The sequence below is a fragment of the Hymenobacter rubripertinctus genome (genome assembly GCF_003583925.1).
In the GTDB taxonomy this organism is placed as follows: domain Bacteria; phylum Bacteroidota; class Bacteroidia; order Cytophagales; family Hymenobacteraceae; genus Hymenobacter; species Hymenobacter rubripertinctus.
Window position 1 is genome coordinate 15,199 of the sequence record NZ_QYCN01000017.1, and the last position, 26,951, is coordinate 42,149.

General features: G+C 64.6%; 27 protein-coding genes. 15 read left to right on the forward strand and 12 right to left on the reverse strand.

What is annotated here, in order from left to right; genetic code table 11:
• Positions 1 to 181 precede the first annotated feature (181 nt).
• Both D0T11_RS12335 and D0T11_RS12340 read right to left on the reverse strand, forming a co-directional pair.
• Positions 182 to 808 carry a GNAT family N-acetyltransferase gene (locus D0T11_RS12335; RefSeq protein WP_119656101.1) on the reverse strand — a complete coding sequence of 209 codons (627 nt, stop codon included), beginning with the start codon at positions 806 to 808 and terminating at the stop codon, positions 182 to 184.
• A gap of 125 nt (positions 809 to 933) precedes the next feature.
• Complete coding sequence (locus D0T11_RS12340; RefSeq protein ID WP_119656102.1) at positions 934 to 2,055, reverse strand: mechanosensitive ion channel family protein; 1,122 nt, start codon at positions 2,053 to 2,055, stop codon at positions 934 to 936.
• Between the two features lie 264 nt (positions 2,056 to 2,319).
• On the opposite strand from D0T11_RS12340, the gene D0T11_RS12345 reads away from it, so the two are divergent.
• Positions 2,320 to 2,853 carry a BLUF domain-containing protein gene (locus D0T11_RS12345; protein WP_119656186.1) on the forward strand — a complete coding sequence of 178 codons (534 nt, stop codon included), beginning with the start codon at positions 2,320 to 2,322 and terminating at the stop codon, positions 2,851 to 2,853.
• Positions 2,741 to 3,547: a class I SAM-dependent methyltransferase gene (locus D0T11_RS12350; protein WP_119656103.1), complete on the forward strand. Its 807-nt coding sequence runs from the start codon at positions 2,741 to 2,743 to the stop codon at positions 3,545 to 3,547. The genes D0T11_RS12345 and D0T11_RS12350 overlap by 113 nt, the downstream gene beginning before the upstream one ends.
• Here D0T11_RS12350 and pncA read toward each other — a convergent pair.
• Positions 3,544 to 4,152 (reverse strand): bifunctional nicotinamidase/pyrazinamidase, encoded by a 609-nt coding sequence (gene pncA, locus D0T11_RS12355; protein WP_119656104.1) that lies wholly within the window; start codon positions 4,150 to 4,152, stop codon positions 3,544 to 3,546. The two genes, D0T11_RS12350 and pncA, sit on opposite strands and share 4 nt — an antisense overlap.
• 160 nt (positions 4,153 to 4,312) lie before the next feature.
• Here pncA and D0T11_RS12360 point away from each other — a divergent pair, with 160 nt between their 5' ends.
• Both D0T11_RS12360 and D0T11_RS12365 read left to right on the forward strand, forming a co-directional pair.
• Complete coding sequence (locus D0T11_RS12360; protein WP_119656105.1) at positions 4,313 to 4,735, forward strand: BLUF domain-containing protein; 423 nt, start codon at positions 4,313 to 4,315, stop codon at positions 4,733 to 4,735.
• Between the two features lie 155 nt (positions 4,736 to 4,890).
• Positions 4,891 to 5,772: a hypothetical protein gene (locus D0T11_RS12365; RefSeq protein ID WP_119656106.1), complete on the forward strand. Its 882-nt coding sequence runs from the start codon at positions 4,891 to 4,893 to the stop codon at positions 5,770 to 5,772.
• A 15-nt stretch (positions 5,773 to 5,787) separates the two neighbouring features.
• Here the strand turns inward: D0T11_RS12365 and D0T11_RS12370 are convergent, their stop codons facing one another.
• Positions 5,788 to 6,309 (reverse strand): 2'-5' RNA ligase family protein, encoded by a 522-nt coding sequence (locus D0T11_RS12370; RefSeq protein ID WP_119656187.1) that lies wholly within the window; start codon positions 6,307 to 6,309, stop codon positions 5,788 to 5,790.
• 117 nt (positions 6,310 to 6,426) lie between these two features.
• Positions 6,427 to 7,941, reverse strand: a complete 1,515-nt coding sequence (locus D0T11_RS12375) for a T9SS type A sorting domain-containing protein (RefSeq protein WP_119656107.1) — start codon at positions 7,939 to 7,941, stop codon at positions 6,427 to 6,429.
• 239 nt (positions 7,942 to 8,180) lie between these two features.
• On the opposite strand from D0T11_RS12375, the gene hutI reads away from it, so the two are divergent.
• Entirely contained in the window at positions 8,181 to 9,467 is a 1,287-nt protein-coding gene (gene hutI, locus D0T11_RS12380) for an imidazolonepropionase (RefSeq protein WP_119656108.1), read from the forward strand.
• Between the two features lie 69 nt (positions 9,468 to 9,536).
• Here the strand turns inward: hutI and D0T11_RS12385 are convergent, their stop codons facing one another.
• The 3 genes from D0T11_RS12385 to D0T11_RS12395 are packed head-to-tail and all read right to left on the reverse strand — an operon-like array spanning position 9,537 to position 12,651.
• The gene (locus D0T11_RS12385; RefSeq protein ID WP_119656109.1) at positions 9,537 to 10,499 is read right to left on the reverse strand and encodes a hypothetical protein; all 963 of its coding nucleotides are present in this window, start codon (positions 10,497 to 10,499) and stop codon (positions 9,537 to 9,539) included.
• A gap of 39 nt (positions 10,500 to 10,538) precedes the next feature.
• Complete coding sequence (locus D0T11_RS12390) at positions 10,539 to 12,104, reverse strand: outer membrane beta-barrel protein (protein WP_119656110.1); 1,566 nt, start codon at positions 12,102 to 12,104, stop codon at positions 10,539 to 10,541.
• Complete coding sequence (locus D0T11_RS12395; protein WP_119656111.1) at positions 12,097 to 12,651, reverse strand: RNA polymerase sigma factor; 555 nt, start codon at positions 12,649 to 12,651, stop codon at positions 12,097 to 12,099. Before D0T11_RS12395 ends, D0T11_RS12390 begins: the two co-directional genes overlap by 8 nt.
• A gap of 386 nt (positions 12,652 to 13,037) precedes the next feature.
• Here D0T11_RS12395 and D0T11_RS12400 point away from each other — a divergent pair, with 386 nt between their 5' ends.
• The 6 genes from D0T11_RS12400 to D0T11_RS12425 all read left to right on the forward strand — a co-directional run bounded on the left by D0T11_RS12400 (position 13,038) and on the right by D0T11_RS12425 (position 17,458).
• Positions 13,038 to 13,847, forward strand: a complete 810-nt coding sequence (locus D0T11_RS12400; RefSeq protein ID WP_119656112.1) for a PhzF family phenazine biosynthesis protein — start codon at positions 13,038 to 13,040, stop codon at positions 13,845 to 13,847.
• Positions 13,844 to 14,227, forward strand: a complete 384-nt coding sequence (locus D0T11_RS12405) for a DoxX-like family protein (RefSeq protein ID WP_119656113.1) — start codon at positions 13,844 to 13,846, stop codon at positions 14,225 to 14,227. The genes D0T11_RS12400 and D0T11_RS12405 overlap by 4 nt, the downstream gene beginning before the upstream one ends.
• A gap of 40 nt (positions 14,228 to 14,267) precedes the next feature.
• Complete coding sequence (locus tag D0T11_RS12410) at positions 14,268 to 15,023, forward strand: DUF2071 domain-containing protein (protein ID WP_119656114.1); 756 nt, start codon at positions 14,268 to 14,270, stop codon at positions 15,021 to 15,023.
• Positions 15,020 to 15,781 carry a class I SAM-dependent methyltransferase gene (locus D0T11_RS12415; protein ID WP_119656115.1) on the forward strand — a complete coding sequence of 254 codons (762 nt, stop codon included), beginning with the start codon at positions 15,020 to 15,022 and terminating at the stop codon, positions 15,779 to 15,781. The genes D0T11_RS12410 and D0T11_RS12415 overlap by 4 nt, the downstream gene beginning before the upstream one ends.
• 109 nt (positions 15,782 to 15,890) lie before the next feature.
• On the forward strand, positions 15,891 to 16,295 hold the full coding sequence (locus tag D0T11_RS12420; protein WP_119656116.1) for a hypothetical protein: 405 nt from the start codon (positions 15,891 to 15,893) through the stop codon (positions 16,293 to 16,295).
• An 86-nt stretch (positions 16,296 to 16,381) separates the two neighbouring features.
• Positions 16,382 to 17,458, forward strand: a complete 1,077-nt coding sequence (locus D0T11_RS12425) for a tetratricopeptide repeat protein (RefSeq protein WP_119656117.1) — start codon at positions 16,382 to 16,384, stop codon at positions 17,456 to 17,458.
• A gap of 9 nt (positions 17,459 to 17,467) precedes the next feature.
• Here the strand turns inward: D0T11_RS12425 and D0T11_RS12430 are convergent, their stop codons facing one another.
• Positions 17,468 to 17,686 (reverse strand): KTSC domain-containing protein, encoded by a 219-nt coding sequence (locus tag D0T11_RS12430; protein WP_119656118.1) that lies wholly within the window; start codon positions 17,684 to 17,686, stop codon positions 17,468 to 17,470.
• 588 nt (positions 17,687 to 18,274) lie between these two features.
• A complete protein-coding gene (ruvC, locus tag D0T11_RS12435) occupies positions 18,275 to 18,910 on the reverse strand; it encodes a crossover junction endodeoxyribonuclease RuvC (protein WP_119656119.1) in 636 nt (211 codons plus the stop codon).
• Between the two features lie 193 nt (positions 18,911 to 19,103).
• Here ruvC and D0T11_RS12440 point away from each other — a divergent pair, with 193 nt between their 5' ends.
• The 4 genes from D0T11_RS12440 to D0T11_RS12455 all read left to right on the forward strand — a co-directional run bounded on the left by D0T11_RS12440 (position 19,104) and on the right by D0T11_RS12455 (position 24,285).
• Entirely contained in the window at positions 19,104 to 20,144 is a 1,041-nt protein-coding gene (locus D0T11_RS12440) for a lysylphosphatidylglycerol synthase transmembrane domain-containing protein (protein WP_119656120.1), read from the forward strand.
• On the forward strand, positions 20,141 to 21,685 hold the full coding sequence (locus D0T11_RS12445) for a glycosyltransferase (RefSeq protein ID WP_147374638.1): 1,545 nt from the start codon (positions 20,141 to 20,143) through the stop codon (positions 21,683 to 21,685). Before D0T11_RS12440 ends, D0T11_RS12445 begins: the two co-directional genes overlap by 4 nt.
• Positions 21,686 to 22,873, forward strand: a complete 1,188-nt coding sequence (locus tag D0T11_RS12450) for an ABC transporter permease (protein ID WP_119656122.1) — start codon at positions 21,686 to 21,688, stop codon at positions 22,871 to 22,873.
• A 179-nt stretch (positions 22,874 to 23,052) separates the two neighbouring features.
• Positions 23,053 to 24,285 (forward strand): PP2C family protein-serine/threonine phosphatase, encoded by a 1,233-nt coding sequence (locus tag D0T11_RS12455; protein ID WP_119656123.1) that lies wholly within the window; start codon positions 23,053 to 23,055, stop codon positions 24,283 to 24,285.
• A 100-nt stretch (positions 24,286 to 24,385) separates the two neighbouring features.
• Here D0T11_RS12455 and D0T11_RS12460 read toward each other — a convergent pair whose 3' ends face one another.
• Both D0T11_RS12460 and D0T11_RS12465 read right to left on the reverse strand, forming a co-directional pair.
• Positions 24,386 to 25,840 carry an O-antigen ligase family protein gene (locus D0T11_RS12460; protein WP_119656124.1) on the reverse strand — a complete coding sequence of 485 codons (1,455 nt, stop codon included), beginning with the start codon at positions 25,838 to 25,840 and terminating at the stop codon, positions 24,386 to 24,388.
• Entirely contained in the window at positions 25,840 to 26,916 is a 1,077-nt protein-coding gene (locus D0T11_RS12465; protein ID WP_182888376.1) for a GumC domain-containing protein, read from the reverse strand. The genes D0T11_RS12460 and D0T11_RS12465 overlap by 1 nt, the downstream gene beginning before the upstream one ends.
• Between the last annotated feature and the right edge of the window lie 35 nt (positions 26,917 to 26,951).

The window sequence follows — 26,951 nt, forward strand, 5'->3', positions numbered from 1 at the left end:
TCGGAATAGGATGTAGGAAGTACGGCCGCAAGGGGAAAAGGTAACGGCCGGCCCTCACTTTGCCGCTGCTTCCGCGCCGAAATCCAACGCTCACCGGCCCAACGAAACGCGCGCCGCCGCTCCCGGCGCACACCCGGAGTAACGGCGCGCCCCAATCAGCACGGCCTGTAAGGGCAGTGGGCTAGGCGGCCTGGCTTTCCGCCACCATGGGTAGCTGCGCGGGCAGCGGAGCAAGCAGCGGAGTAGGCACTTGCTGAGCGGCGGGCTGAAGCGGGGTTTGCCGGGCATGCCACTCGTGGTCGAGCATGCTCATCTCGATGAGGCTCCAGTATTCGTTCTCGTAGCGCAGAATGTCGCGGGAAAGCCCTTCCTGGTGCATACCGGCTTTCTGGTAGCAGCCAATGGCAGCGTGGTTGAAGTCGTACACGCCCAAATCAATGCGGTGCAGGCCCAGGTCTTCGAAGCCGATGCGCAGCAGGGCCTTCATCATGCCCTGGCAGATGCCCCGGCGGCGGGCCGTGTTGTGGCCCACCAGCACCCGGCTGATGCGGGCCGCGCTGTTTTTGCGGCTGATGCCACCCAGGGAAATGTGGCCTACTACCTCGCCGGTGTTGCTCTCAATGGCCTTGTAAATCAGGGCGTCGGAGGTAAGCGGGTCGTTGGTATCTTCCAGGTACCAGGCCAGCTTCTCCTCGGTGAGCGGGAAGCTGAACAGCGCGCCCGACCAGTTCATGAGCAGGCGGGAATCGGTAATCCAGGAAATGAGTTGCGGAAAATCGGCGGGGGTGAAGTATTCGAGGCGAATCATGCGGCAAATGGCAGTTTCCGGCGGCACGGCCGGACTTGGCAAAGGTAAGGCCGCCGAGGGCAGTTTGACGCTGACCCGCCCGCCCGCCGGCCGGATTTTATTTGCCCCGGCGCGGCAGTGCTACGCTAGCCAACCGCCCCAATCGGTGCCGGCGAAAAGGGCTGGTCGGTGGGCTCGGTGAGGGCGCGGGTTTTGGGCAGGCTTTCGGGGTGGTGCTGCTGAATGAAAGCCACCAGCTGCTCGCGGATGTCGCAGCGCAGATCGAAGGCGTCGCCGGAGTTGCGGGCGCTCATCAGGCAGCGCAGCTCCAGGGTGCGCTCCTTGGAATCCGTGACCTGGAGCACGCACACGCGCTGGTCCCAGAGCGGGTGTTGGGCCACCAGGCGCTGCAATTCGGCCCGCACGGCCTCCACCGGAATCGAGTAATCGGTGTACAGAAACACGGTGCCCAGCAGGTGGGCCGTGCTGCGGGTCCAGTTCTGGAAGGGCTTCTCGATGAAGTAGTTGAGCGGCAGCACCAGCCGCCGCTCGTCCCAGATGCAGAGCACCACGTAGGTGAACGTGATTTCCTCGACCCGGCCCCACTCGCCCTCCACTACCAGCACATCGTCGAGGCGGATGGGTTGGGTGAAGGCAATCTGAAAGCCGGCCAGCAGGTTGCCGATGGATTTCTGGGCCGCGAAACCGATGATGACGCTGGCAATGCCGGCCGACGTGAGCAGGCCCGTCCCGATTTTGCGCACCGTGGCGAAGCTCATCAGCACCAGGGCCACGGCCACGAAGATGATAAGCGAGACTACCAGTTTTTTTACGAATTGCAGCTGGGTGAAGAGCTTGCGTACCCGCAGGTTGTCCCCGTTGTCGGTGGCGTGGGCGATGCGGTAGTGCTGCTGGACCAGGTCCTGGATTACGTCCACGGTTTTCACCAGGCCCCAGGCGAAGGTGGTGAGCAGGGCCGTTTCGACGAGGCGGCGGGCTACTTCCAGAGTGCGGGCCGTGAGTGGGGTGAGGGGCAGCAGGAAGGAGAGCACCAGCACCGGAAAAAACCAGGCGCTGGGCTGGCGCAGGTGGCGCAACACGGAACTGGCCAGCAACGGGGCCGGCTCGCGGCGCACGTAGGCCGTGAGCAGGCCAAACACCGCCAGCTTCAGCAACCAGCCCGCTACCACACTGCCCGCCACGATGGCAACAGTGGAAAGCACCTGCGGAAGTTGCGCGGGCACGAAGTCGGGAAAGGCAATGGACATGCGGCAGCAGCGTAGTAAATGAAAAAAAGCCCGGGGCAAGCGGAGTTAACTACCCGCAAGAACCGGCAAAAATTATCGGCCGCCGCCAACGGGTAGTGGGGAAGCAGCAAATTTTCCGCAACTTCCCCGGAGCAGATTGCCCCCTGAGCGCTGGCAGACCGCCTGGCCACCGCCGCCGCATCCCCGGTTCGTCAATCGCCCGGTCATGCATCATATCGTATACCTGAGTACAGTTGTTGGATAGTTGAATAGTTGAATGAGGCCATGTTGCAAGAGCTGCTGTTGCCGTGGCGTCTGCGCAATGAGCAATGCGCCATTACGGGCGTGCTGCTCTACAGCGAAGGCCCCATTTTGCAGGTGCTGGAAGGCGAGCAGCAAGCCGTGGAAAGCCTTTGCGCGCATATTGAGCACGATTATCGGCACACGGCCGTTGTCAAGCTGGCCGACGGCCCCTCCGCCCACCGCGAATTCCCCGATTGGTCGATGGGCTTTGTGGTGGCCAACGCCGAGGCGTTTGCCCGGCTGGCGGGCTACTGCAACCCGGCCCACGCCGATTTCCCGGCCGCCCGCAGCCGTCACCTGAGCCCGGCCGTGCTGGCCCTGCTCCGCGAGTTTGCCCAAACCCGCGAAATGCCCTTCCAGGAGTTGTCGGTTATACACGGCTCCCTTTGTTTCCCCGCTCCGCATGCCCGACTACCCCGCCAACTACGCCGAGTTGAACCGCCGCCTCTGGAATGCCAAAACGGCGTACCACGTGCAGTCGGCGTTCTACGATGTGTCCGGGTTCGTGGCCGGTAAAACCTCGTTGAACGACATCGAGCTGACTCTGCTGGGCGACGTGAGCGGGCAGCGGGTACTGCACCTGCAATGTCATTTCGGACAGGATACGCTGGCCCTGGCCCGCCTCGGGGCCCACGCAACGGGCGTGGACCTGGCCGATGAAGCCATTGCCCACGCCCGCCGCCTCAACGAGCAGCTGGGCCTCGGGGCCGAGTTTATCTGCGCCGACGTGTACGACCTGCCTGCCTTACTGCACCAGTCGTTCGATGTGGTATTCACCACCTACGGCGTGCTGGGCTGGCTGCCCGATCTGGACCGGTGGGCGGCCGTAGTGGCCCGGTTCCTGCGCCCGGGCGGCCGGCTGGTGCTGGTGGAGTTCCACCCATTCGTGTGGATGTTCGATAATGGGCTGAACCGTATTGAGTACGCCTACTTCAACCGCGAAACCATCGTGGAGCAGGAAACCGGCACCTACACCGACCGGAACGCGCCGTTGCAGGAAACGTCGGTTTGCTGGAACCACAGTCTGAGCGAGGTGTTGGGGGCGTTGCTGCGGCTGGGCCTGGCAATAGAGCACTTCGACGAGTACGACTACTCGCCCTACAACTGCTTCGCGGGGCTGGTGGCGGTGGGGGAGCGGCGCTACCAGTTCGCCCACCTGCCCGGCAAGCTGCCGCTGGTGTACTCCCTGGTGGCCCGCCAGCCTGGCTAGGGCACCTGCGCCGCCGTAATGAACCGCGCCCCCCGCTGCGCCAGGTCGTGGCGGGCCTGCTGGTAGCCTTCGGCGGAAATAGCGCGGGTGGCATCTTCCACGAAGAAGACCCCGAAGCCCTTCCCGAGAGCATCCTTGGCGGAGAAATACACGCAGTAATCGGCCGCGAGGCCCGCCAGGTATACCCGCCTCACGCCCCGGCCACGCAGGTAATCGGCCAGGCCGGTGCTTTTGCGGTGGCCGTTGTCGAAGAAGGCGCTGTAGGAGTCGATGGCCGGGTCGGTACCCTTGCGGAAGATGGCCTCCAGGCGGTGCTGGCTGAGGGCCGGGTGCAGTTCGGCTCCGGTGCTGCCCTGCACGCAGTGGTCGGGCCAGAGGGTTTGGGGCAGGCCGTGCAGCTCGCCCTGCTCGAAGGGCCGGCATCCCGGGTGCTGGCTGGCAAAGCTGCCGTGGCCGGCCGGGTGCCAGTCCTGGGTGGCCACCACCAGCTCGAACTGCGGTTGCAGCCGGTTAACCAAGGGCAGAATGGCGTCGCCCTCGGGTACGGCCAGGGTCCCGCCGGGCATGAAATCGTTCTGAATGTCGATCAGCAAAAGAGCGTTCATCGGTAGGGGGTAGGAGGAAAGTGCGAATTCGGGATGAATTCCTCAGAATGGGACGGTTTGCGGCTCAAAACAGAACGAAAGCGCGCTGTTTCTGAGGGGGTGAGTTGCGTAAGTTCTACCAACGCTTTTGTCAACAGGAGCCAGCACAAACTATACGCAGATGCTACACCACCTCATTTACCAGAGTACGGCCCTGATAGTTTTCTCCGAAGGGCAGCTGGGGCAGCTCATGCACCACACCCGCCAGCGCAACCAGGCGGCCGGTATTACGGGGATGCTCTGGTACGATGGCCGCCGCTTCCTGCAAGTTATGGAAGGCCCGGCCCCCATTCTGGACTGTCTGTTCGCCCGCATCCGGACCGACTGCCGCCATGCCCGCCTGCAAGTGCTGGCCAACGGCCCCATCAGGCACCGGCAGTTCGATACCTGGCTGACGGCCATCGTCAACGGCCCGGCCCAGCCTTCGGCGAATGGCTGCCCGGACCCCGGTTCGTCGTTGCCGGCCGTCGGGGACGAGGAGCTGCGGCTGTTGCTGAACGATTTCCAGCGCACTGCCCTCAGCACTGCGGCTCACCTGAGCTAGCGGCCCCGGCCGGCTTCTTCGGCTCCTGAATGCCCGTGGAGGCCAATTCCTGCCTACCTTGCAGCTGGGCGGCCCTGGCGCCGGCATCCCTTACTGATTCAGGTAGAGTAGCAATGAGAAGTCGTGTTGTGGCAGCTGTGAGTGTAGGAGTCGGCTTGTGGCTGATACCTGAATCGGCCTGGACCCAGGCCCTGGCTACCCAGGCCATTGCCGGTACTCAGGTGTGGCTGGTGCCGCCGGCTGGCTTCGGGGCTGCGGCCGGCTTCACGGGGGTGCGCCACGGCGGAGCCGCCTTGCAGGTGCTGGATCTGAAGGGCAGCAACTACTTCCGGCAGGCGGCGGGTTTCAGTCCGGCCCGGTTTGAGGCCAAAGGCGGCAAGGTGATGGAGTACCGGCAGCTAACGGCCGGCGACTACCCGGCCCGGCTGGTGCGCGTGCGCCTCACGCCCACCCAGGAATCGGCCCAGCTGCTGTTCGGCGACTCCACGTTTGCCGTGCTGCTCGATGCCCGCTACCCCGCCGCCGACACGGCCACCGGCAGCGCGCTGCGGCGCAGCCTGCTGTCGGCCACCTACCAGAAGCCTGACCGGGCCGCAAGCCCCCTGCTGGGCAACACCGTGTTCGTGCTGGAAGAGCAGAAGTCGGCCTTCGCGCTGGCCCGCGCCAGCCAGGGACAGTACACGTACACGCTGGGCGGCCAGCAAAAGCCCGATTACGGCACGGAGCCGCTGGTTACGGTGACTACCTGCGCCTACAACCCCTCGGTTACGGCCGCCGACATCAGCCGCCAGGCCCTGAGCCGCCAGAGCGGCCTGACGGGGTATACGGCCCGCAAAATGACCTCGGGCAAAGTCAACGACCTGGTGACTTACGAAACCGAAGGCTTCGCGCAGTGGCAGGGGCGGCGGGTGCTGGTGTACCAGCAGGTAACGGTTATCGGGAGCACGGCGGTGGTGCTGCACGGCCTGGCTCACCAGGACTTCGACAGTGCCCCAGCTCAGTTCCAGTGCCTGACCCATACCATCAGGCCCCGGTAGGCGGCCGGCGCAGCCTTACTTCCCCGCAAACGCAAACTGGTCCAGCGCCTCCCAGGGGCCGCCCCGGTAGGCCCACAGCCCCAGCCCCACGCCCGTTGCCAGGCCGGGCTGAAAGGTAAGGGCCAGCTGCGCGTGCAGCTCCCGGGCCACGGCGGGCAGCACTTTGTTCTGCACCGTTACGTGGGGCCGCAGCGGCTGCCGGTCCTGGGGCGTGAGCCAGTTTGCCCAGGTGGTTTGCAGGTGGCGGTGCAGCTGCTGGAGTGCGGCATTTTCGAGCGAATAGGCCACGCCCTGGCCCAGAAACCGCAGGCCCGTTACCTGCACGGGAAGCGGGGCAGTGGTTGCGGCCAGATTCCGGAGTTCGGCTGCCACGGCCGCGTACCCGGAGCCGGGCAAGTGGTGAAACAGCGTAACGTGGGCCTGAAGGTAGTTGCGCGCCGCCGGAAAGTGCGCCTGCCGCAGGGCGTTGAAGCGGTGCTGGGTGGCTTCATCGAGCAGCAGCGTAACAATCAGCGGGGCATCAGGGAGAACGGACACAAGCAGCAACTGGGAAAACGGAAAAATACAGCGGACCCTTCGGGGCTCAGAATGGCAGTCGTTCTACCAACTGGTTCCAACCACTGAAGGGTCCGCTGGTGTAGTCGGCCGGGGTTGTTACTGGCCCACTACCACTAAGCGGGAAGTAAAGCTGGTGCCTGCCTGCTGTACCCGCAGCAGGTATACGCCGCCGGGCAGGCCGGCCGTGCGCAGGCTGGCGTGGGTGGAGCCGCCGGGCGTTTGCAGGTGGCGCACTACCCGGCCCTGGGCCGTGAGCAGGTCCAGAGTCGCCGCTTGCTCACTATTGGCCAGTATCACCTCAACCTTATCGCGGGCGGGGTTGGGGTACACTACCAGCGTGGTGGCCTGGGCCAGAGTCTGCACCGAGGAGTAGGCTACTTTGCCATCCCGGTCGTGCATGGCCAGGCGGTAGTAGGCCAGGCCGGCCAGGGGGCGGGCGTCGGTGGCGGTGTACTGCTGACCGTGGGGCTGGTTGCCAGCGGCCACCCGGGCTACCGGCTGCCAGCTGCGGCCGGTGGCGCTGCGCTCCACCTCAAAATAGGCCGCCTCCTGCTCGCTGGCGGTGGCCCAGCTCAGGCGCACGGCTGGGCCGCTCAGCTTCACCTCAAACCGCACCAGGGTCACGGGCAGGGGCAGGGCGTCGGGAAAACTCACCGCGTCGCCCCGGTTGCAGCCCAGGGCCGAGCCGAAGGTCTGGCCGGTCCAGTTGCCGGTCAGGCGGTCAATCTTGTAAATCGTGCCGTCCTGCGCGTTCACGGCGTACACGCCCCCAAAGCGGTCCGTAAACATCGAGCCGATGTCCTGGGTGGCCGGAATGGGCGTGGTGGGCGTAGTCGTGACGGCCACCGGGCTGCTGCGGATACCGCTGATGGCAATGAACTTGTCATCCTGCCCGGCGTAGCTCAGCAGCTGATCGGAGCCCGGATCGAACACCCAGTCCTGGATGCCGCCTTCCGGGGCCGGGCCATTGAAGCCGCTACTGATGTACGCCTGGGTCTGGAGGGCGAACTGCGCGATGAGGGCCGCCGTGGCCGGGTCACTCACGTCGAGCAGCCGCCAGGTGGGCGCGGCGCTGGTGAAAGGATTCAGCTGCACCTGCCCCACGTAGAAGCGGAAATCCGAAATAAGACCGGTAAAAAGACTGTAGTTGAATGATACCCCCCCCACGAAGTAGCTCGACGTATTATCCCCGTCGCCAATAAAATTGAGGGTTTGCCGGTACTGAACGATGCCAAAGCCTCCTCCCGGGGAGGCCGGCGGCGGCAGCACCTGCCCCAGGTTGGTGGCCTGGGCGCTCGTCAGGCTCACGCGGTAGAGGTTGGGGGGTGTGTTGAAGTTGGCCAGCGTAACGGGCTGCACCACGCTGAGGGCGTACAGGTTGTCCCGGTCCTGGGCGTCGTTGCCCAGCGCATTGAGCACCGGCCGGGCGCTCCCGTCGCGAATGGTGTCAATCAGCGTCAGGGATCCATCGGTATTGATAATTTCCAGCACCGATGGGTTATTGGCGCTACCCGGGCACTCGGAGCGCACGGCAAAACTATTGGTCGGGAACTGGGCCCGCACCTGGGGGGCAATTCCCAGTAAAAGGCAGATAAGGAAAAAGTTTTTCATTTTGAGAAAGGAAGGAGCGCGGTAAATAGGGCGCTAATGACTTTATAGTTACCTTTTTATCGGTAGAGTAACGTGCGCACCGTAGGTCTGTTAACTCCTCTTTCCCGAATTTAGATGCATTTTGATCAGTGTATTTTTATTAGGTTATATAGCTGAAAAACAATAAGTAGCCGTCATTCCTTGGCTTGCACGCGCCCCGTAGTGCCGGTAATCCGGAGGGTTCTGGGCATCTTTGGTACATGTCCTATACCCTGCTCCTGCGCAACTGCGGCCAGCTCCTGACGCTGGCCCCCACCTCCGCCACCGGCCCCCTGGCTGGCCCCGACCAGGCCGACTGGCCCATCATTACCGATGGCTACGTCGCCTGCGTCCACGACCGGATTGTGGCCCTGGGGCCGATGGCGGAGCTGGACGAAGCCCAGGTAACGGCCGCTACCCGCGTCGTGCATGCCGCCGGGCGGGTGGTGTTGCCGGGGCTGGTGGAGTGCCATACCCACCTGGTGTTCGGCGGCAACCGGGCGGCGGAGTTTCAGCGCAAGCTCCGGGGCGAGTCCTACCTGGATATTCTGGCCGGCGGCGGCGGCATCCTCAGTACCGTGCGCGCCACCCGGGCCGCCCCCGACGCGGAGCTGCTGGCCGCCGCCCTGCGCCACCTGGCCGGGTTTCGCCGCTACGGCATCACCACGCTCGAAGCCAAGAGCGGCTACGGCCTGGATGCCGAAACGGAGCTGCGCCTGCTGCGCGTGGCCCGCGAAGCGGGCCGCCGCCAGCCCATCCGGGTGGTTTCCACCTTCCTGGGAGCCCACGTGCCCGGCCCCGAGTACCCGGGCCGCCCCGCCGACTACCTGACTATGCTGGCGCGCGACGTGCTGCCCCAGCTCGATCCGGCCGAAGTACCGTTCGTGGATATTTTCTGCGAAGAAGGCGCGTTCAGCGTGGCCCAGGCACGGGACTACCTCACGCGGGCCCGGGAGCTGGGCTTTGGCCTGAAAATCCATGCCGAGCAGCTCCACGAGCTGGGCGGCTGCGAAATGGCCGCCGCGCTGGGGGCCATCAGCATCGATCACGCCGACTACCTGTCGGCGGCCGGGGCTGCCCGCATTGCCCGGGCTACGGGGGGGCGCACGGTGGCGGTGCTGCTGCCGCTGGTGCCGCTGTTTCTGCGCCAGGAGCGCTACGCGCCGGGCCGCAAATTCATCGACGCGGGCCTGCCGGTGGCGCTGAGTACCGATTTCAACCCCGGTTCCTGCCCCAGCAAAAATCTGTGGCTGGCCCTGAGCATGGCCTGCCTGAAAATGGGCCTCACGCCCCGCGAGGCTCTGGCCGCCGTCACCATCAACGCCGCCTGGGCCATCGGGCAGCAGCAGCAGTGCGGCTCGCTGGAACCCGGCAAGCGCGCCGACCTACTGGTGCTGGACGTGGCTACGGCGGAGGAAATCCCCTACTGGCTGGGCGAAAACCCGGTCCGCCACGTCATCATCGGCGGCGAGTTGATGGCGGATGATAACGGCTGGGAAAACGCATAAAAGAGCCCGGCCGCCGTGTTGGCAACCGGGCTCCGGGGGAATGTCTCTTGACCTGCGTTTGCGCTCAGATCATAACGTGTTCAGGGCCGTGAGCAGGGCAGCGGCGGTGGTTTCCTGGAGCACGGGCGCGAAAGGTGTGCCGGCCTGCACCGTGCCATCCTGCCGACCGTAGTAAAGCGTATCGTTTGCCGTGCGGATGACCACAATGCTCACGCGGGCTCCCTGGGGCACGTTGGGGGCCTGGAACGCATTGGGGGCGGTGAAATCGCAGACCGAAAGCGTGCCGTTAAAGTCCCGGAAGATGGCAAAGACCATGGTGTTCAGGAGGCTCACATTGGTAGCGGGCACATTTACCACAAGGGGCAGCGGGTTGGGCGTGTTGTAGAACCGGTCGCAGTTGAACCAGCCAATGCCGTTGTTGTAGAGCACGCTGCTGACGGTGATGGTATTGCCCGTGGCAGTGGGCGTGAGGGTGGAGCCCGGATCAATGTTCAGGTTCCAGTTGAAGCAGTTGTTGGGGACCATGCCCGACGGAGCCACAAACAGGCGCATGGAGTCACGGCTGGTCAGGTTAGGTGGGTTCTGGGTCTGGAGTTGAATGACGGCCCCAGGAGCCATGCGCACGGTGGAGTCCTGATCGAGGGCGCGCAGGAACACTTCCCCCGCCGACTCCAGCAGTGCGCCGTTGGAAACGGTGGGCATATTGCTGAGCACCATATCGGTCCGGCTATAAATTTCGCGTAGCGTGAGCTGGATCGGGACCGTCAGGGGCTGGCTGTTGCGCACGAAGGCGTTGCCCGGAATCGTGACGATGGTGCCTTTCGCGCCGGTGAACACATTAGTTTGGCCGGGCGTGTAGGTAAACGTCTGGCGGGCGGCCCCGAGCTGGGTTTGCAGCTCGCGGATGGTGGCCGGCACCGGCAGCTGGGGGCCGGGCGTGGTGCCGTCCTCACAGAAAACGGTGCCGGCATCGAATCGGCAGGCGGATAGCAGCGGCAGCAGCAGCAGGGCGGCAGACAGAAGACGTTTCATAAGGCAGTGGGGGCTAGCGGAGGATAGTTGAATGAGGGATTAGTGGTGCGGGTCGAGGTCCCAGCTGTAGCCGACCTGCACGCCCCCGCTCCAGGGCCGGCGCGGGGTGCCGGGTGGTTGGGTAAGGGAGTTGAGGAAAAGCTGGCCCTGGGGGCGGATGGTGAGCCACTGGCCCGGCGCAAACTGGTAGTTGGCAAATGCCCCAACGGTCAGGGCCAGGTTCAGGCGCTGGAAGGTGGAATCAGCGCTACCGGGAATCCAGCGCCGCTGGCCGCAGTTGCAGGCCGAGCCCTCGGTGGTGCGCGCGCCGGTGAGCAGGGCCGCCGTACCGCCGCCCAGCACGCCGTAGCGCCAGCGGTGGTTGCCCCCCAGCGTAAGCTGGGCCTGCACCGGGAGGGTCACGAAGTTGTACACGTCGCGGAAATCAATCTGCCGGGTCTGGTCCGAAGCGGTTTTTTTGAGCGTGTAGCGCAGCGAGTTGGCGTACTGCGCGAAGCCCAGGCCCCCGGCCACCGTCAGCTGGCGCGAGAAGGCATAGGCGCCCAGCAGTTGCCCGCTGCCGCTTACGGTCGGCCGTTCCAGGCCTTCGAGTTGGGTGGGTGAGCCGCCCAGCAGCCGGTAGGTCAGGCCCGGGCCGCCGGTGAGCTGCACGCTCCAGTCGCGCAGGCGCAGCTCCTGGCGGGTGGGGCGCTTGGTGCGGGGCTGGCGCTGGCGGTTCACCTCGGCGGGCGCGGCTGCCAGTGGTGGCGGCGTCAGCAACGGGCGCAGGGCCAGCGCTTCGTTCGTGAGCGAGGTCGCTGGTTCAGGTTGGGCAGGTTGGGTGGCCTGGTCCGTCCTCCGGTGCCGGCGGCTGGCGAAGCGGCTACCGGCGCGGGCTTCCGGGTCGCCCTGGCCCGTGCGCCGCCGGGACTGGCTGCCGTTCCGGTTGCCGGCCACCACCAGGCGGCGGGCCGCCGCCAAAGCAGCCGTCCGCCGTTCTTCCGCCGTCCGTGGTCGCCGGTTCCGGCGGTTCGCCGCGCCTGGGCTCAGGGCCGATTGATCAGCTGCTGAAGCCTCCCGGTTGGCCAAGGTACGGGTGCGGCGGCGGTTGGGCACTACGCCGAACCGGCCGCTGGGTCGCGTAGTTGGTTGGCGGAAACTCTGGCCGGCCGCCGGCAAAGATGCCCCGGACTCAGTGGCGGCAGCGTTGGACGCAGCAGCGCTGTTCGTGGATGCATCAGAATCGGGGCTGGCAGCCGTAGCCCGCGTGGTGTTGCTGTTGCTGGGCCGACCAGCCCGGGCCGTAAGCGCATCCGGCTGCGGCTGCGGGCCGTGGTGCGCGGCAACGGTGGCAGCAGGGGCAGTGGTGGCAGTTGCGGCTTGCGTGGGCGCGGCGCGTTCAGTCCGGCCGCCCCGGAAGAAGGGCCGCCAGTAGGAGGTCGTGGCCGTGATGCCAATCAGCAGCAGCGCCAGCAGCAGCACCGGGGCCAGCCGCCGCCAGCGGGGCGGCGGCGGCGGCACTTGCTGCTGAATGCCCGCCCACACCGATTCGGGCGGCGGGCTGCCATAGTTCTCCAGCTTGCGGCGCAGGTCCTGGTAGAAGGGGTCGGAGTCGTTCTCAGTCATGACAATGGGAGATGTGGGCCTGCTGGTGCAGGCGTCCTTCGAGCAGGCGCCGGGCCCGGGAAAGTTGCGACTTGCTGGTGCCTTCCGAGATACCCAGCAGCTCCCCGATTTCGGCGTGCGAGTAGCCCTCAATGGCGTACAGGTTCAGCACGGTGCGGTAGCCCGGGGGTAGGGCGTTGAGCTGGCGGATCAGGTCTTCGGCCGAAAGCTGGTCGAAGGGCGTGCCGCCGGGTGCGGGCACGTCGTGGGCCTGGTCGGCATCCAGGTGAAGGCCGCGCTGCTGGTGCTGGTGCCAGAGGTTGAGGGAGGTGGTAACGGCAATGCGCCGGGCCCAGGCCTCAAACGGCCCCTGGTGGCGGAACTGGTCGAGGCGGGTAAAAATCTTGACGAACGTGAGCTGCAAGGCATCTTCGGCTTCCTCCCGCGAGGGGCAATAGCGCAGGCACACGCCCATGAGTTGGGAGCCCAGCCGCTCGTACAAGCCCCGCTGGGCCGCCGGCCGGCCACGCCGGCAGCCCTCTAGCAGGGTATCAATCGATTCGGTCATAGGCGGGCAGGAATAAGCTCATAAACATGTCGTACGCTAGCGTTCTGCCCCCATGACCGGGCGGGGTTGCTCCGGGGTTGCGTGGGAGGTAAAGTATTTTTCGGGCGCTGATGACCTGCTGTTACGCAGGTCGCTTCCGGTAGCTGCGGTGGCAGGTCGTTGCTCGTTTTTCGTTGCTCGTTTTTCGTTTTTCGGGGCTGATTCACTTTCAGGAACCAATCAGCCCCGAAAAACGAAAAACGAGCAACGAAAAACGAATGCTGCAACGGCTACTGCGTAACAGCAGTGATTAAAAAGCCCGCCCGGCGCGCAATAGCCCCCGAAACCGTAGCTTCGCCCGGTGGCTGCCCGGCCGCGTTTTTCTTCCCGCTTCTTCGCCTTCCGCTATGCTGCTGCCCCTCTACCAGATCGACGCCTTCACCGACCGGCCCTTCGCCGGCAACCCCGCCGCCGTGTGCCCCCTCACCGAGTGGCTGCCCGAGGCCACCATGCAGGCCATTGCGGCCGAGAACAACCTGGCCGAAACCGCCTTCTTTGTGCCCAGAGCCGGGAGCGAAGGGGAGTATGAAATCCGCTGGTTTACGCCGGCCGTGGAAGTGGAGCTGTGCGGCCATGCCACCCTGGCCTCGGCCCATGTGCTCTACCGCCACCTCAACTTTCAGGGCGCGCAAATCGTGTTTCACTCCAAAAGCGGCCCCCTGCGCGTGAGCAGGGGCGAAGGCGGGATGCTCACCCTCGACTTCCCGGCCCGGCCACCCCACCCCATCCAGCAGCACCCCACCGGCCTGCTCGACGGGCTGCGGGCTACGCCCCTGCACCTGCTGGCCGGCCCCGATCTGGTCTGCGTGTTCAAGTCCGAAGCCGAAGTACGCGCCCTGCACCCCAACCAAAGCCGGCTGGCCGAGGTCGAATACCGGGGCATTATTGCCACTGCCCCCGGCTCCGACGGGGTGGATTTCGTCTCGCGCTTCTTCGGCCCCCGGGTGGGCGTGCCCGAAGACCCGGTAACCGGCTCGGCCCACACTACGCTGGTGCCTTACTGGGCCGCGCGCCTGGGCAAAACCCATCTGCACGCCCGCCAGGTATCGGCCCGGGGCGGCGACCTGTGGTGCGAGCTGCGCCAGGACCGCGTGCTGATGAGCGGCCACGCCGTCACCTACCTCAAGGGCGAAATCGAGCTGGGCCAGCGCGCATGACGGCGGCGGCGGCGGGGCTGCACTACCTGCTGGCGGCGGTCTGGCTCGGGAACGGGCTGCTGTGCAAGGTGCTGCACCTGGTGCCCCGCCACGAAGCCATTGTGGCGCGCATTCTGGGTCCGCAGTACGCCGCCCCCCTCACCCGGCTCATCGGCCTGGCCGAAATCGGAATGGCGCTCTGGGTGCTGAGCGGGCGGTGGGTGCGGCTGAGCGCGGCGGCCCAGGTAGGGCTGGTGCTGCTGATGAACGCCCTGGAGTTCTGGCTGGCCCCCGACCTGCTGCTCTGGGGCCGGCTGAACCTGGTTTTCGCGGCCCTGTTTGCGCTGCTGGTGTATTACTACGGCTTCAGGTTAACTGCTCCGCAACCAGCGGCCCAGTGAGGGTGGTCGTCGCCTAACCGAGCTAGCTGGTTGTTCCTGAATGATATCCCGCGTGTCGCTTACCCATCATCCTTTCGGCGTGGAGGCCCTGCTGAGCCGGACCACCGTGCTCACCTACGCCGCGCCCGCCGCCGAGCTGCGCTGCCTGCTGCCCGAGTGCCTGACCCTGGACACCCTCGACGACCAGTGGGGCTTCGTGGCGGTGGCCCTGGTGCAAACCCGGCAGCTGCGGCCCCAAGGCCTGCCCGCCTGGCTGGGCCAGGATTTCTTCCTGATTGGCTACCGGGTATTCGTGCGCTATACCACGGCCGCCGGCAAGCGCCTGCGCGGGCTCTACATTCTGCAATCGGCCACCGATAAGCGCCGGATGCAGTGGCTGGGCAACCTGTTCACCGGCTACCACTACCGCACCATTGACATCCGGCACGCCGCTACCGAAACCAGCCTGGAGTTTCATTCGGAGCGGGCGGGACTGCACATTGCGGTGGCAACCGTAGCAGCGGCGGCGGGCGAGCCGGGGCTGCCGGCCGGGTCGCCGTTCGGGAGCTGGCAGCAGGCCCGGCGGTTTGCGGGGCCGCTGCCCTTCACCTTTTCCTACCAGCCCGCGCGGCGCGAGGTGGTGATAGTGGAAGGCGAGCGGGAGCAGTGGCGGCCCCGGCCGGTGCGGGTGCAGGCGGCGGTAGTGCCTTTTATTGAGAGTTTGGGCCTGAGCGACGTGCGGCTGGCCAGTGCCTTTACCATGACCGATATTCCGTACCGCTGGAAAAAAGGCCGCACCGAGCGGTGGCAGCCATGAGAAGGGCGGGGGAGGGCGTCGGAAACATCATCCGCTTCAACTGGCACTTCTACGCCGGGGCCGCCGGGGTGGCGCTGGCGCTAACGGCCGGCCTGGTCCTGCGGGCCGACAGCGCCGCGTGGCGGCTGGGGTTGGGGCTGGCGCTGGCGGCGGTGCTGGTGCCCACGGTGGTTTCGCTGCTGGTATCCTGGTACGTGTACGATTTGGCCGGGCTGTATTCCTTTGAGTGGCTGGACACGGGGGATGCCCCCCCCCGGCAGCTGGTCAACATCCACGCCGGCTTCGACGAGAGCAGCGCCCGGCTGTGTCAGCGGTTCCCGGCCGCCCAGCTGCGGGTTCTGGATTTCTACGACCCCACCGAACACACCGAAGTATCCATCCGCCGGGCCCGGGCCGCCTGCCCGCCCTACCCGGGCACCGAAGCGGTGCGCCCCCCCGCGCTGCCCCTGCCCGCTGCCGCCACCAATCTGGTGGTGGTGCTGCTGGCCGCCCACGAAATCCGCCGGCCGGCCCAGCGGGTGGCGTTTCTGCGGGAACTCGGGCGGGTGCTGGCCCCGGGCGGCCGCGCCGTGGTGGTGGAACACCTGCGCGACCCGGTCAACTTTCTGGCCTACACCATCGGGTTTCTGCACTTCTATTCCCGCGCCACCTGGCTGTCGGCCTTTCACCAGGCGGGGCTGAGGCTGCGTACGGAACAGAAAATAACTCCCTTCATTTCGGTTTTTGTGCTGGAAAATGAGTCGGCGATGATGAAATAGCTGGCGGGTTTTACAATTTGCTTAACACTGACCCTCAGTCAAGCAGCGGTGTTAAGCAGCAATTCAGTACTTATCCGGGCCAAGGGCCGGCTGTTTTTTTACCTCCGGAATGGAAACGCAACTCAACCTTATCGGCGGCCTGCTCACGGGGCTTGCGCTGCTGCACGCCGGGTTCCCGCGCTACTTCAACTGGGCGGCCGAATTTGCGCCGCTGAGCCTGATTAACCGCCAGATGATGTACGTGCACACCCTGTTCATTGCCCTGCTCGTGCTGCTCATGGGCCTGCTGTGCCTGGGCTATGCCCCCGATCTGGTGCACACGCCCCTGGGCCGGGTCGTGTGCCTGGGCCTGGGCGTTTTCTGGCTGTTGCGGCTGCTGGTGCAGTTTTTCGGCTACTCGGCAACTCTGTGGCGGGGCAAGCGTTTCGAGACGACCGTTCACGTAGTGTTTTCGCTGTTCTGGGCTTACCTAACGGTGGTTTTTCTGGCGGTTTATTGGTCGGGGCGGGCTTAGCACGAAGGACGTCGTGGACCCGCCGGCCGAAACCGGTGCTTTTTGTCAATCTTGCCCCGCGCTTTCACCTCGTCAGCTCCCTGCTTATGTTCTTTATCCGCCTATCCTCCGCGCTGCTGCTCGGCCTCAGCCTGAGCGCGCTGCCCATTTACGCCCAGCAAACCGATACTCCCGCGCAGCTCGTGAAGCAGGGCGTAGCCCTCTACGACCAGGGTAAATACGACGAGGCCGTGCTCCGCTACAAACAGGCCCTCAAGCAGGACCCGGCCCACCACACGGCCCGCTACGAGCTGGCCATGACCTATAATGCCCTGGGCCGGAATGAGGAAGCCGTGGACCTGTGCCGCAAACTGGCCAAGGACGACCCCGAGCCCGGTCCCAGCCTCTACGACACCTGGGGCAACGCCCTTGATGGCTTGCACAAGGCCAAGGAAGCCGTGAAAGTGTACCAGCAGGGCCTGCACCACTACCCCAATGAAGGCTCGCTCTACTATAACCTGGGCGTAACCCAGGCCGCCAGTCTGGGGCAGTTGGAGGAGTCGCTGGCGAGTATGCAGCAAGCTGTGCGCTGCCGGCCCACCCACCTCAACTCGCTCAACACGCTCCTGCAACTCACCCTCAAGCAGGGCAACCGCGTGCCGGCCCTGCTCGAAATGTTGCGCCAGTTGCAACTGGAACCCACCGGTGAGCGGGCCACCACCACCCTGGCCCGCTTCGATGAGCTAGTAGGCCAGGGGGTAGAAAAAACCGGCGAGCAGGCCGTCACCATCAACGTGTCGGCCGAATCGTTGAAGAACGCCGGTAAGAAGGGCCGCCCCGACAATTTCGGTCCCGCCGATATGCTGCTCAGCATGAGCGGGGCCCTGGATTACAGCGAGGAAAACAAGAACAAAACGCCCACCGAGCAGCTCATCCGCAAGCTCGAATCTTTGGTTGGCGTGCTCGATGAGCTGCACCCGGAAAAGCAGCCGGGCTTTGCCTGGCAGTACTTCGTGCCCTACTTCGTGGCGCTGAAAAAGCAGGGCTACTTGCCCGCGCTGGCCTATTCGGTGCAGGCTTCCCGCGCTGCCGCCACGCCCGAGGTGCAGCAGTGGCTGGCGGCCCACACGGCCACGCTGGCCGAGTTCCGGCAGTGGTCGGACGCTTACGCCTGGCCGAAGTAGCGGCGGCGGCTACCCCCGTAGCTGCTCGCGCCCGAAGCCGCCACGCTCCACTACCTGTTCCACGAACAAGGCCTTGCCCGGCACCCGCAGCAGCGCCTGATGCAACTCGGCCGGCACGCCGGTATAGCGCACCAGCCCGCCGTGGCGGTACTCAATTTCCAGGGTTTGGGTGGCCGGGTCGTAGCCCACGGCTTTAAGGGAAGTAGAACGGATAGGGCGGCGGAGCATAGATTTTTAATTAAAAAATTATAGTTATAGTTACAGATATATTAGTGAAAATTAGTTAATTAATGTTATTTAAAATTGCATTAAACGTCTTTAAAGATTAAAAATAACACAGGGATGTTCAATAAATCAGAGATGCTATTCTGGTCGTCTGCGTTGGTTCCGCTAATGATGACTTTGCTTATCGTATATTCCAGAACATACGGATTGAGAAGAAGAATGCGGCATGTAATATGCCTGATTTCTGCTCTTGCTCTATGTTACTTAGTTTTCTTTGAAAGAAATATAGGATTTGATCATATAATATACGGCGCGTTTTCGTGGCCTATTGTTGCGGGTGTTTTATATGAGTTATTTGACTGTATGTCTTTAAGAAAGAATAAAAGAACCTTTTACTTGTTTGCCAGAGGTGCAAAAGATGTAGTAGGCTTGGGATTTAAAAAGCATAACCCCCATTTTACTTTCTATGACCGTGTGTTTTCATTTATAATGATTACTGTACTAATGATGTGGCCTATATTTTATGTCGGATTTTTCATGCTTATTTCATCTATTTCCTGAAGGACTAAAGTGAACCTAAAATAACCTTGCCTACGCCGTCGGCTTCTTTTTGGCGGCCACCTTCTTCCCCGCCACCTGGGCGGCGAGTTTGCCGGGGTTGTCGGCCAGAAACTTGCCCCAGCTTTTGCCGCCGGCCTTCACGTTGTTGCCCTTCTGGTAGTGGTGGCAGAGGGCCACGCCCAGCGCATCGGTGGCGTCGAGGAACTTGCTGGCTTCCTCAATGGGGGGCAGCGTGAGCGTCTGGCGCAGCATGTGGGCCACCTGCTCCTTGGTGGCGCTGCCCGAGCCCGTCACGGCCTGTTTCACCTTGGTGGGCGCGTACTCCACGTACGGAATCTGGCGGGAGAGGCAGGCGGCAATGGCCATGCCCTGGGCCCGGCCCAGCTTGAGCATACTCTGCACGTTCACGCCGAAAAACGGTGCTTCAATAGCCAGCTCGTCGGGCAGGTACTCGTCAATCAGCTCCAGCATCCGCTCGAAAATGCGCTTGAGCTTGAGGGCGTGGTTGGTGCCCAGCTTCTGCATGTCGATAACGTCGTAGCAGAGCACCGTCACCTTCTGGCCCCGCACCTCAATCACGGCGTAGCCCATAACGGACGTGCCGGGGTCGACGCCCATAATTACTTTGGGCAGCAGTTCGGAGGAAGAGGCAAGGGGAAGAATCATGTTTTTGAGCTGATGGCTATTAGCTGACAGCTGTTAGCTTTTTTGGTTCTGGCACCGGTCTGTCCAGCGAATAGACTACCCTATATCAGCCGGTATTTGAGCCGACAGTTTTTTAGAATGAGCGTTTACTCGTTAGCTTCGCCTGAAATAAAGCTAACAGCTAATAGCTGAATGAATGGCTATCAGCTCAACTATGTTGCCACCCCAAAGCTACGTCCAAACCCCCGAACCGCGCCCGGCCCCGGCGCGGCGGCGCGGCTGGGTGGTGGCGGGCAAGCTGGGCATTACGCTGCTCACGCTGGGTTTGCTCTGGCACTCGGTGGTCGATAACGACGCCACGGCCGCCGCGTGGCGGGGGCTGCTGGCCCGTAGCCTGGGCGGCCAGGGCCGCGCCCCCGTGCTGGTGGCGTTGCTGCTAATGCCCGTCAACTGGGGCCTGGAAGCCTGGAAGTGGTGGCGCTTGGCCCGGCATCTGGAGCCCGTCTCGTTCCGGCGCAGCTTCCGGGCGGTGCTGGTGGGCCTCACGCTGGGCTTCGTAACCCCCAACCGGGTGGGCGACTATGCCGGGCGCATCATGGAGCTCAAAAGCCGCCGCCTCGATGCGCTGGGGGCCGTGTTTCTGGGGCGCTACTGCCAGCTGGTGGCTACGGTGGCGGCCGGTACGCTGGGGCTGCTCTACTTTCTGCTGCGCTTCTACCTGCCCGGCTACCCGGCCGCCCAGCTGGGGCTGGTGGTGCTTACGGTAGTGATTAACCTGCTGGTGCTGCTGCCGCTCTACCACTCCGAGCTGCTGGTGGCCGCCGTGCGGGCCGTGCAGCCGCTGCGCCGGTTTACGCCCTACCTGGCCGTGATGCCCACCTACCCGGCCCGGCTGCTCACGCACGTACTGCTGATTTCGGGCCTGCGCTACCTGGTGTTCGCCGCTCAGTTCGGGCTGCTGCTGCTGGCCTATGGAGTGCACGCGCCGCTGGGGCCGGCGGCGGCGGCCGTGGCGGGCACGTTTCTGCTCAAGTCGCTGGTGCCCTCGCTCAACGCCCTGGCCGATGTGGGCGTGCGGGAGCTTTCGGCCACCCATCTGTTCGGGCTGCTGGGCCAGCCGGTGCTGCCGGTGCTCAGCGCCAGCCTGAGTTTGTGGGTGCTCAACATCGCCGTGCCCAGCGCCTTGGGCCTGGTGTTCGTGTTGCGGCTGAAAGTGCTGCGCCGTAAAAAGCCGGACGCGGCCCCCGCCGCGTGAGGGCCGCCACTTGGCTCAGCGCCGCCGCGTTGCTGGCACCCGCTGCGCTGTATCTGGGACAAATGGGGCGGTTTCGGCGGGCGTGGAAATCACTTGCCAGTGGTGAGTTGCCAGTGGCCAGGGGCCAGTGGCCAGGGGAAGCGTCCAATAAGAACAGCCTGACAACCGGCAACTGGCAACTTGCCAGTGGCAACTCGCCACTGGCAAGTGATAACCCCGCCTTCTCCGTCCTGATAGCTGCCCGCAACGAGGCCGAAAACCTGCCGCACCTGCTGCGTGACTTAGCGGCCCAGCAGCCGGTGCCGGGCGGGTTTGAGGTGTTGATTGTGGACGACCACTCAACCGACAACACGGCCCGGCTGGTGCTAGAGGCCGCTACCACGCTGCCGGTGCGCCTGCTCACGCTGGCCGACCAGCCCGGCAGCCCCACCGGCAAGAAAGCCGCCATCCGGGCCGCCGTGGAAGCCGCCCGCACGCCCTGGCTGTTGTTTACTGATGCCGACTGCCGGCTGTCGGCTGGCTGGGTGCGGGCCTACGCCGGGGCCGTGGTCCGCGACCCGGCGGCCCGTTTTATCAGCGGCCCGGTGCTGCTCACGGGTGCGGGTGCTTTGGCCACCTTGCAGGGCCTGGAGTTGGCGGGGTTGGTCGGGGKGGGGGCGGCCGGTATCGGGCTCGGGCAGCCCACCATGTGCAACGGGGCCAACCTGGCCTACCGCCGCGCCGACTTCTTCGCCGTGGGCGGTTTTGCCGGCAACGAAACCGTAGCCAGCGGCGACGACGAGTTTCTGCTCCACAAGCTGCACGCGGCCTTCCCGGGCAGCATTCGGTTTCTGGCCGAGGAAGCTGCCATTGTGCGCACGGCCGCCCAGCCCACGCTGAGGCAGCTGCTGCGGCAGCGGGTGCGCTGGGCCAGCAAGTGGCAGCACTACCAAACCCGCGCCCCCCAACAACTGGCCGTGCTGGTGCTGGCCGCCAACCTCACGTTCCCGGCCGGGGCTGGCCTGTGGGCCACTGGGCTGGTGCCGGCCCCGGTGGTCGGGCTGGCCTGGGCCGCCAAACTGCTCGGCGACGCGCTGCTGCTGCGGCCGGTGCTACGGTTTCTGGGCCGCCCCGGCTGGCTGCGTTGGGTGCCGGTGCTCCAGCTGACTTACGCGCCCTACGCCCTGCTCACGGGCCTGGCCGGCCTGCGCGGCGGCTACGAGTGGAAGGGCCGGCAACTTGGGCCCTCGGCGATAAACCCCGTCCGAACATCTACCTTTACCTCCCAACCCGCTCCCCACTCCGTGAACGACGCCGAATTTGATGTCCTCGACGAACTGTATTTCGTCACCCCCTTCGCCGAGCTGCTGAAAAAAACCGGCCTGCCCCGCCCCGAGCTCGTCGAAACCCTGCGCCGCCTCATGGACGTGGGCTACGTGCGCAGCTTCTGGCCCGACCCCGATACCGAGCTGGCCTACGAGGAAAGCTCCTTTGGGGCCCTGGTGGGCGACTGCCAGTTTCTGGCCTCCAAGGAAGGACTGCTCCAGCATAACACCCGCTAAATGGCCGTTGCCGCGCCCGCTGCCCCTGCCGCGCCCGTAGCCGCCGCGCTGCCGCCCGCCCGGCCGCCGGGCTACTACGTGCGCCAGCGCCTGCTGCGCAATACGCCGGCCATGCTGGGCCTGGGCTTCATCGTGCTCTGCACGCTGGTGGCGGTGCTGGGCTACTGGGTGCTGCCCGACAACTCGCCCTACGCCAACAACGGCCTGGTGCAGCTGCAAAAGGAAGCGCCCGGCTTTCGGGCTACCATCCTGCGCCTGCCCCGCCCCGCCGCCGTGCGTGGGGCCGATAACCCGCTCCTGACCTGGTGGCAGGGCCGCAGCCCGCGCTTCCGCGAAGTGCCCGTTGCCGGTTACCGGATCCGGGGCGACTCGCTCATCACAACCCCCTACCAAAATCACTCGGCCCTGGCCGACCGGCGGCAGGCCTACGCTTTGAGCGCCGTGGCGGGCCAGCCGGGTTCGGCGGCCGAACTGGCCCCGCTGGCCCGCCAGAACATCATCAGGCGCACCTACTGGCTGGGCACCGACAAGGCGGGGCGCGACGAGCTGAGCCGGCTGCTGCTGGGCACCCGCATCAGCCTGGGAATCGGGCTGGTGGCGGTGCTCATTTCGGTGCTGCTGGGCATGCTGGTGGGGGCCGTAGCCGGCTACGTGGGTGGCTGGGTCGATTCGCTGCTGCTGGGCCTGATGACGGTGGTGTGGAGCATTCCGGGCATCATGCTCGTAATTGCCATTTCGCTGGCCCTCGACAGCAAGGGCGTCTGGACCTCGTTTGTGGCCGTGGGCCTGACCATGTGGGTGGATGTGGCCCGGGTGGTGCGGGGGCAGATGCTGAGCTTGCGCTCGGCCACCTTCGTGGAGGCCGGCCGGGTGCTGGGCCTGCCCCAGAGCCGCCTGATTGCCCGCCACCTGCTGCCCAACATGACCGGCCCGCTGATTGTACTGGCCACGAGTAACTTCGCGGCGGCTATTCTGCTGGAAGCCGGCCTGAGTTTCTTAGGTTTGGGGGTGCAACCGCCGGCCCCGTCCTGGGGCCTGATGGTGAACGAGGGCTTCCAGCTGCTCGGCACCCGGGCCGGCCTCTGGCTCACGCTGCTGCCCGGCCTGGCCATCAGCCTGCTGGTGCTCAGCTTCAACCTGCTCGGCAACGGCCTGCGCGACGCCTACGACCCCAAAACGCCCCTTTAGAGGTGAGATGGTGAAATAGTGAGATGGTGAGTTGACGTTTCTGTGGCCTGGCGGCGCTAATTGGGCTATAAGCCCCGTCAATTGAACCGTTGAACTCCCCCTTCGTACTTCCCCCTCGCGCCGTCAGGCCCCCCGAACAGCAACTCACCAACTCACCATTTCACCATCTCACCTCCGCTATGCCGACTATCACCGCCGAAAAGAAGCTCTTTTTGAAAGAGCGGGAGCTGGGTGCGCTGCTGGAAATCACGCAGGCCATCAACCAGGACCACACGGAAGCCGCGTTGTATAAGATCTTCCAGTTCACCCTGCTCGGCCAGCTCAACATCCGGCGGCTGGTGCTCTACGTGAAGGAGGAAGGGGAGTGGGAGTGCACCGTATCGTTCGGGGCCGGCCTGCCGGATTTCCGCAAGGTGCCCCTGCCCCCGGCTATTGCCGACCGCAGCACTGCCGCGCCCTGCCTGCTGCGGGACCTGCCCGGCCTGGGCACCGCCTGGGAAAACCTGGAAATCGTGATTCCGGTGGTACGCAACGGCGTGGTGCTGGCCCAGGTCATCATCGGCAACGTGTACGAGGACTATGCCGGCGAGGAAGCCACCAAGTTTTTGCAGACGCTGAGCAACATTCTGGTGGGCGCCATTGAAAACCGCCGCCTGGGCCGGCAGCGGGTGGCGTCGGCGGCTATGCGCAAGGAAATCGAAATTGCCCGCGAGGTGCAGACTATGCTCTTCCCGCGCACCCTGCCCAACGACGCCCACGTGGCCGTGCACGCCAGCTACGTGCCCCACACGGCCGTCGGCGGCGACTACTACGACGTGGTGGAGCTCGACGCCGACCGCTTCCTGTTCTGCGTGGCCGACGTGTCGGGCAAGGGCGTGGCCGCCTCCCTGCTGATGTCCAACTTCCAGGCCGGGCTGCGCACGCTCATGCGCCAGAAGGTAGACCTGGCCACCGTGGCCCAGGAGCTCAACAACCTCATCTTCCGCAATGCCGGCGGCGACAAGTTCATCACCGTGTTCTTCGGTCTCTACGACCGCCGGACCCGGGAGCTCACCTACGTCAACGCCGGCCACAACGACCCTTTGCTCATCCCCGATTCGGGGCCGATACTGCCCCTCAAGGAGGGTACCATTATGCTTGGGGTGATGGACGAGCTGCCCATGCTCAAAGTTGGTCGCCTCACGGTGCCCCCGCGCAGCCTGCTGCTGGCCTACACCGACGGCCTGACGGAGGTATTTGATGCCGACCAGAACGAGTTCGGGGAAGAAGGCGTGCTGGACGTGTTGCAGCACACCCGCTACGCCCCCCTGCGCACCGTGCACAGTGAGCTGCTGCGCGAAATCACTGCCTTCGACCGCTCCGGCTCCGGCTTCGCCGACGACGTAACGATTCTGAGCTGCCGGTTTAAATGAATGAGTGAGGTGGTGAACTGGTGAGTTGATGTTCGGTAGGTCCTGACTGCGCCAGTTGCGCAAATAGGAATATCGAACATCAACTCACCAGTTCACCACCTCACTCATTCACCATATTCTCCTCCCGCACCCAGGTGCCCACGCGGATGAGCAGGGCCAGGTTGATAAAGAAAAAGGAGCCGATTTTGTCGACTTCCACCAGCTCGTTGAGCAGCAGGTGGAACACAATGATAACAAAGCTCATCCCGCAGGCCAGCAGCACATGGCGCACTGGGGTACCCGGCCGGGTGCGGTGATAGAGCGTTTCGATGGTAATCAGGGCCGCGCCTACCAAAATGGCGAACAGCAGCACGCCCGGAAAGCCCTGCTCGGCCAGCAGCAGCAGGAAGTAGTTGTGGGTGGTTGATTTTTCGGGGTTTTCGCTCACGTAGGTGCGGAAGCTGCGCACCGTGTAGCGCTTGTACTCGGGGTAGAAAGTGCTGGGTCCGCTGCCCACCAGGGGCTTATCGGCGGCCATGCGGCTGGCCGCCACCCAGCGGTACACCCGCTCCATGCCCGATACGTCTTTCAGCTTGTAGGTCGCCTCCAGGTGCTTGCCGAAGTTCTGGCCGTTGAAAACGGTCGTCTCGAAGTTAGGGGCGTAGAGCATGTAGTTGTTCTGGCTCAGAAAGTAGGTGGCCCCACTCAGCACCGCTACCAGCACCGCCGCCAGCACCAGCCGCGTCTGGCGCAGCCGGACAACGAGGTAAAACAGCCCGGCTACCGGCACCGACAACACCGAGGCCCGGGTGTAGGACGTGAGCAAGCCCAGCAGCAAAACTGCCAGCCCCAGCCACCAGGCCAGTTTTTGCGGCCCCCGCACGCTCCGGAGGCGGTACACGATGAACGGCAGCAGCAGCGCCAGCACCGTGGCATAGATAACGTGGTTGCGGTACAGAGGCTGCACCGATTCGTTGACGGACTCGAAGCTGAACCCGTGGCCCGCGTGCTTTACGGCCACGAACAGTACGCTCACCGCGGCCCCAATGGCATACAGGCCGGCCAGCCGCCACACGTCGGCCGGCCGGCGCACTAGCAGGAGCGTGCCCAGACCGAACGGCACCAGGTACCACACCTTGGCCAGCAGGTACTTGATGGACTTGGTGGTATCCACCGAAAAAGCGGCGGATACGGCTGACCAGAGCAGCATCAGCCCGATGATCAGCACCAGCGGATGCCGCAGCTCGCGGCCCGGAATACTGGCCCGGCGCATGAGCAGGGTGGCCAGGATGCAGCCCGTGAGCACCAGCAGCAGGGGCTCAGACGGCACGTCGAGGCTCAGGCCGCCCGGCAGGCTGATTTCGCGGGAAAAGGCCAGCGTCAGGAACAGCAGGTAGTACAGCAGCCGCCATTCGGTGAGCACCACCAGCAGGCCCAGGGCCCCGGCCACGGGCAGCAACGCCAGGGGCGAACTCAGCAAAGCGGCCGCGCCCCCGCCCAGCAGCAGCACCACGAACCCCACGAAAATACGCTGGGCCGGGTCGCGGGGCAGCAGGAAGGCTAAAGGGTGGTTCACTACGCCGGGTTACGAAGCGGACTGGGGGTGCGCCGCCACAGCTCCAGCAGCGTGATCACCACAAGGGAGAGGGCCAGCGTCAGGAACACCGAACCCACCACAATCAGCCAGCGAATGGGCTTGCTCTTTTTGGTGGCCGGGTAGGCTTTCTGCACGATGTAAAGGGAGGAAATCTTGCCTTTCAACGACACGTCAGCCGTTTCGTAGTCGCCCCTGGCCCGCACCAAACGCCCTTGCAGGTCCGTCATGCGGGCCGTAAACAGGTTGAGCGAGTCTACGCCGCGGGTATAGTCTTCCAGGTTGAGCACGTTGCCGGCCTCCGAGCGGGTGAGGCCGCGCAAGGCCCGGCGCAAACCGGCCGCCTTGCCGCCGTTGCCCTCGCCCTCGGCCTGGTGGAGCTTGCTTTCGACCTCGATGATTTCCCGGGCCAGGTAGCGCGACTGCTGTTCCAGGCCATAAATGCCGTACCGGCGGCGGGCCTGCAGCAGCTGCTGGCGGGAGCGCTCAAACTCCTGATCCAGAAACTGATACCGCTGCCGGTAAATGCCCAGCACGTCGCGGCGGTTGTCGAGCGTGAGCTGCTGATTCACCGAGTCGATGATTTGCACCAGGGCGTTGGCAATGCGGGCCGCCAGGTGCTTGTCGCGGTCGAAAAACGTAAGCTCAATAGCGTCGCGCTCCGTGTGCACGATGCCCAGGTTGGCGCTGAACTCGCGGAGCGTGGCGTCGTCGGCCAGGTCGTTGCCGGGCGTGCCCGTTTTGTAGTGCTTATGGAGCTGAAACCGCTGGATGATTTCGTCGGCCACGGGCTGCGACTCCCCAATCGTGATAACCCGGTCCAGGTCCTCGGTCCGGCCGTTGAGCTCCAGGCGGGAGCCCTCGGTGGATATGCGGTCGGGGTCGGTGGTTTGGGGGTTGGTGGGGAAGAAGACGGCGGTGGACTTATAGATATTGGGCAGCAGCAGCACGACTATAATGCTGACTACGGCCGCCAGCACCAGGGCCGCTCCTACCAGTTTCTTCCAACGATTAACAATAGGCCACAGGCCCAGAAGGGAATAAGATGGCTCCGACATACTACGAACTAAGCCGCGCAACCAAAAAATGAATA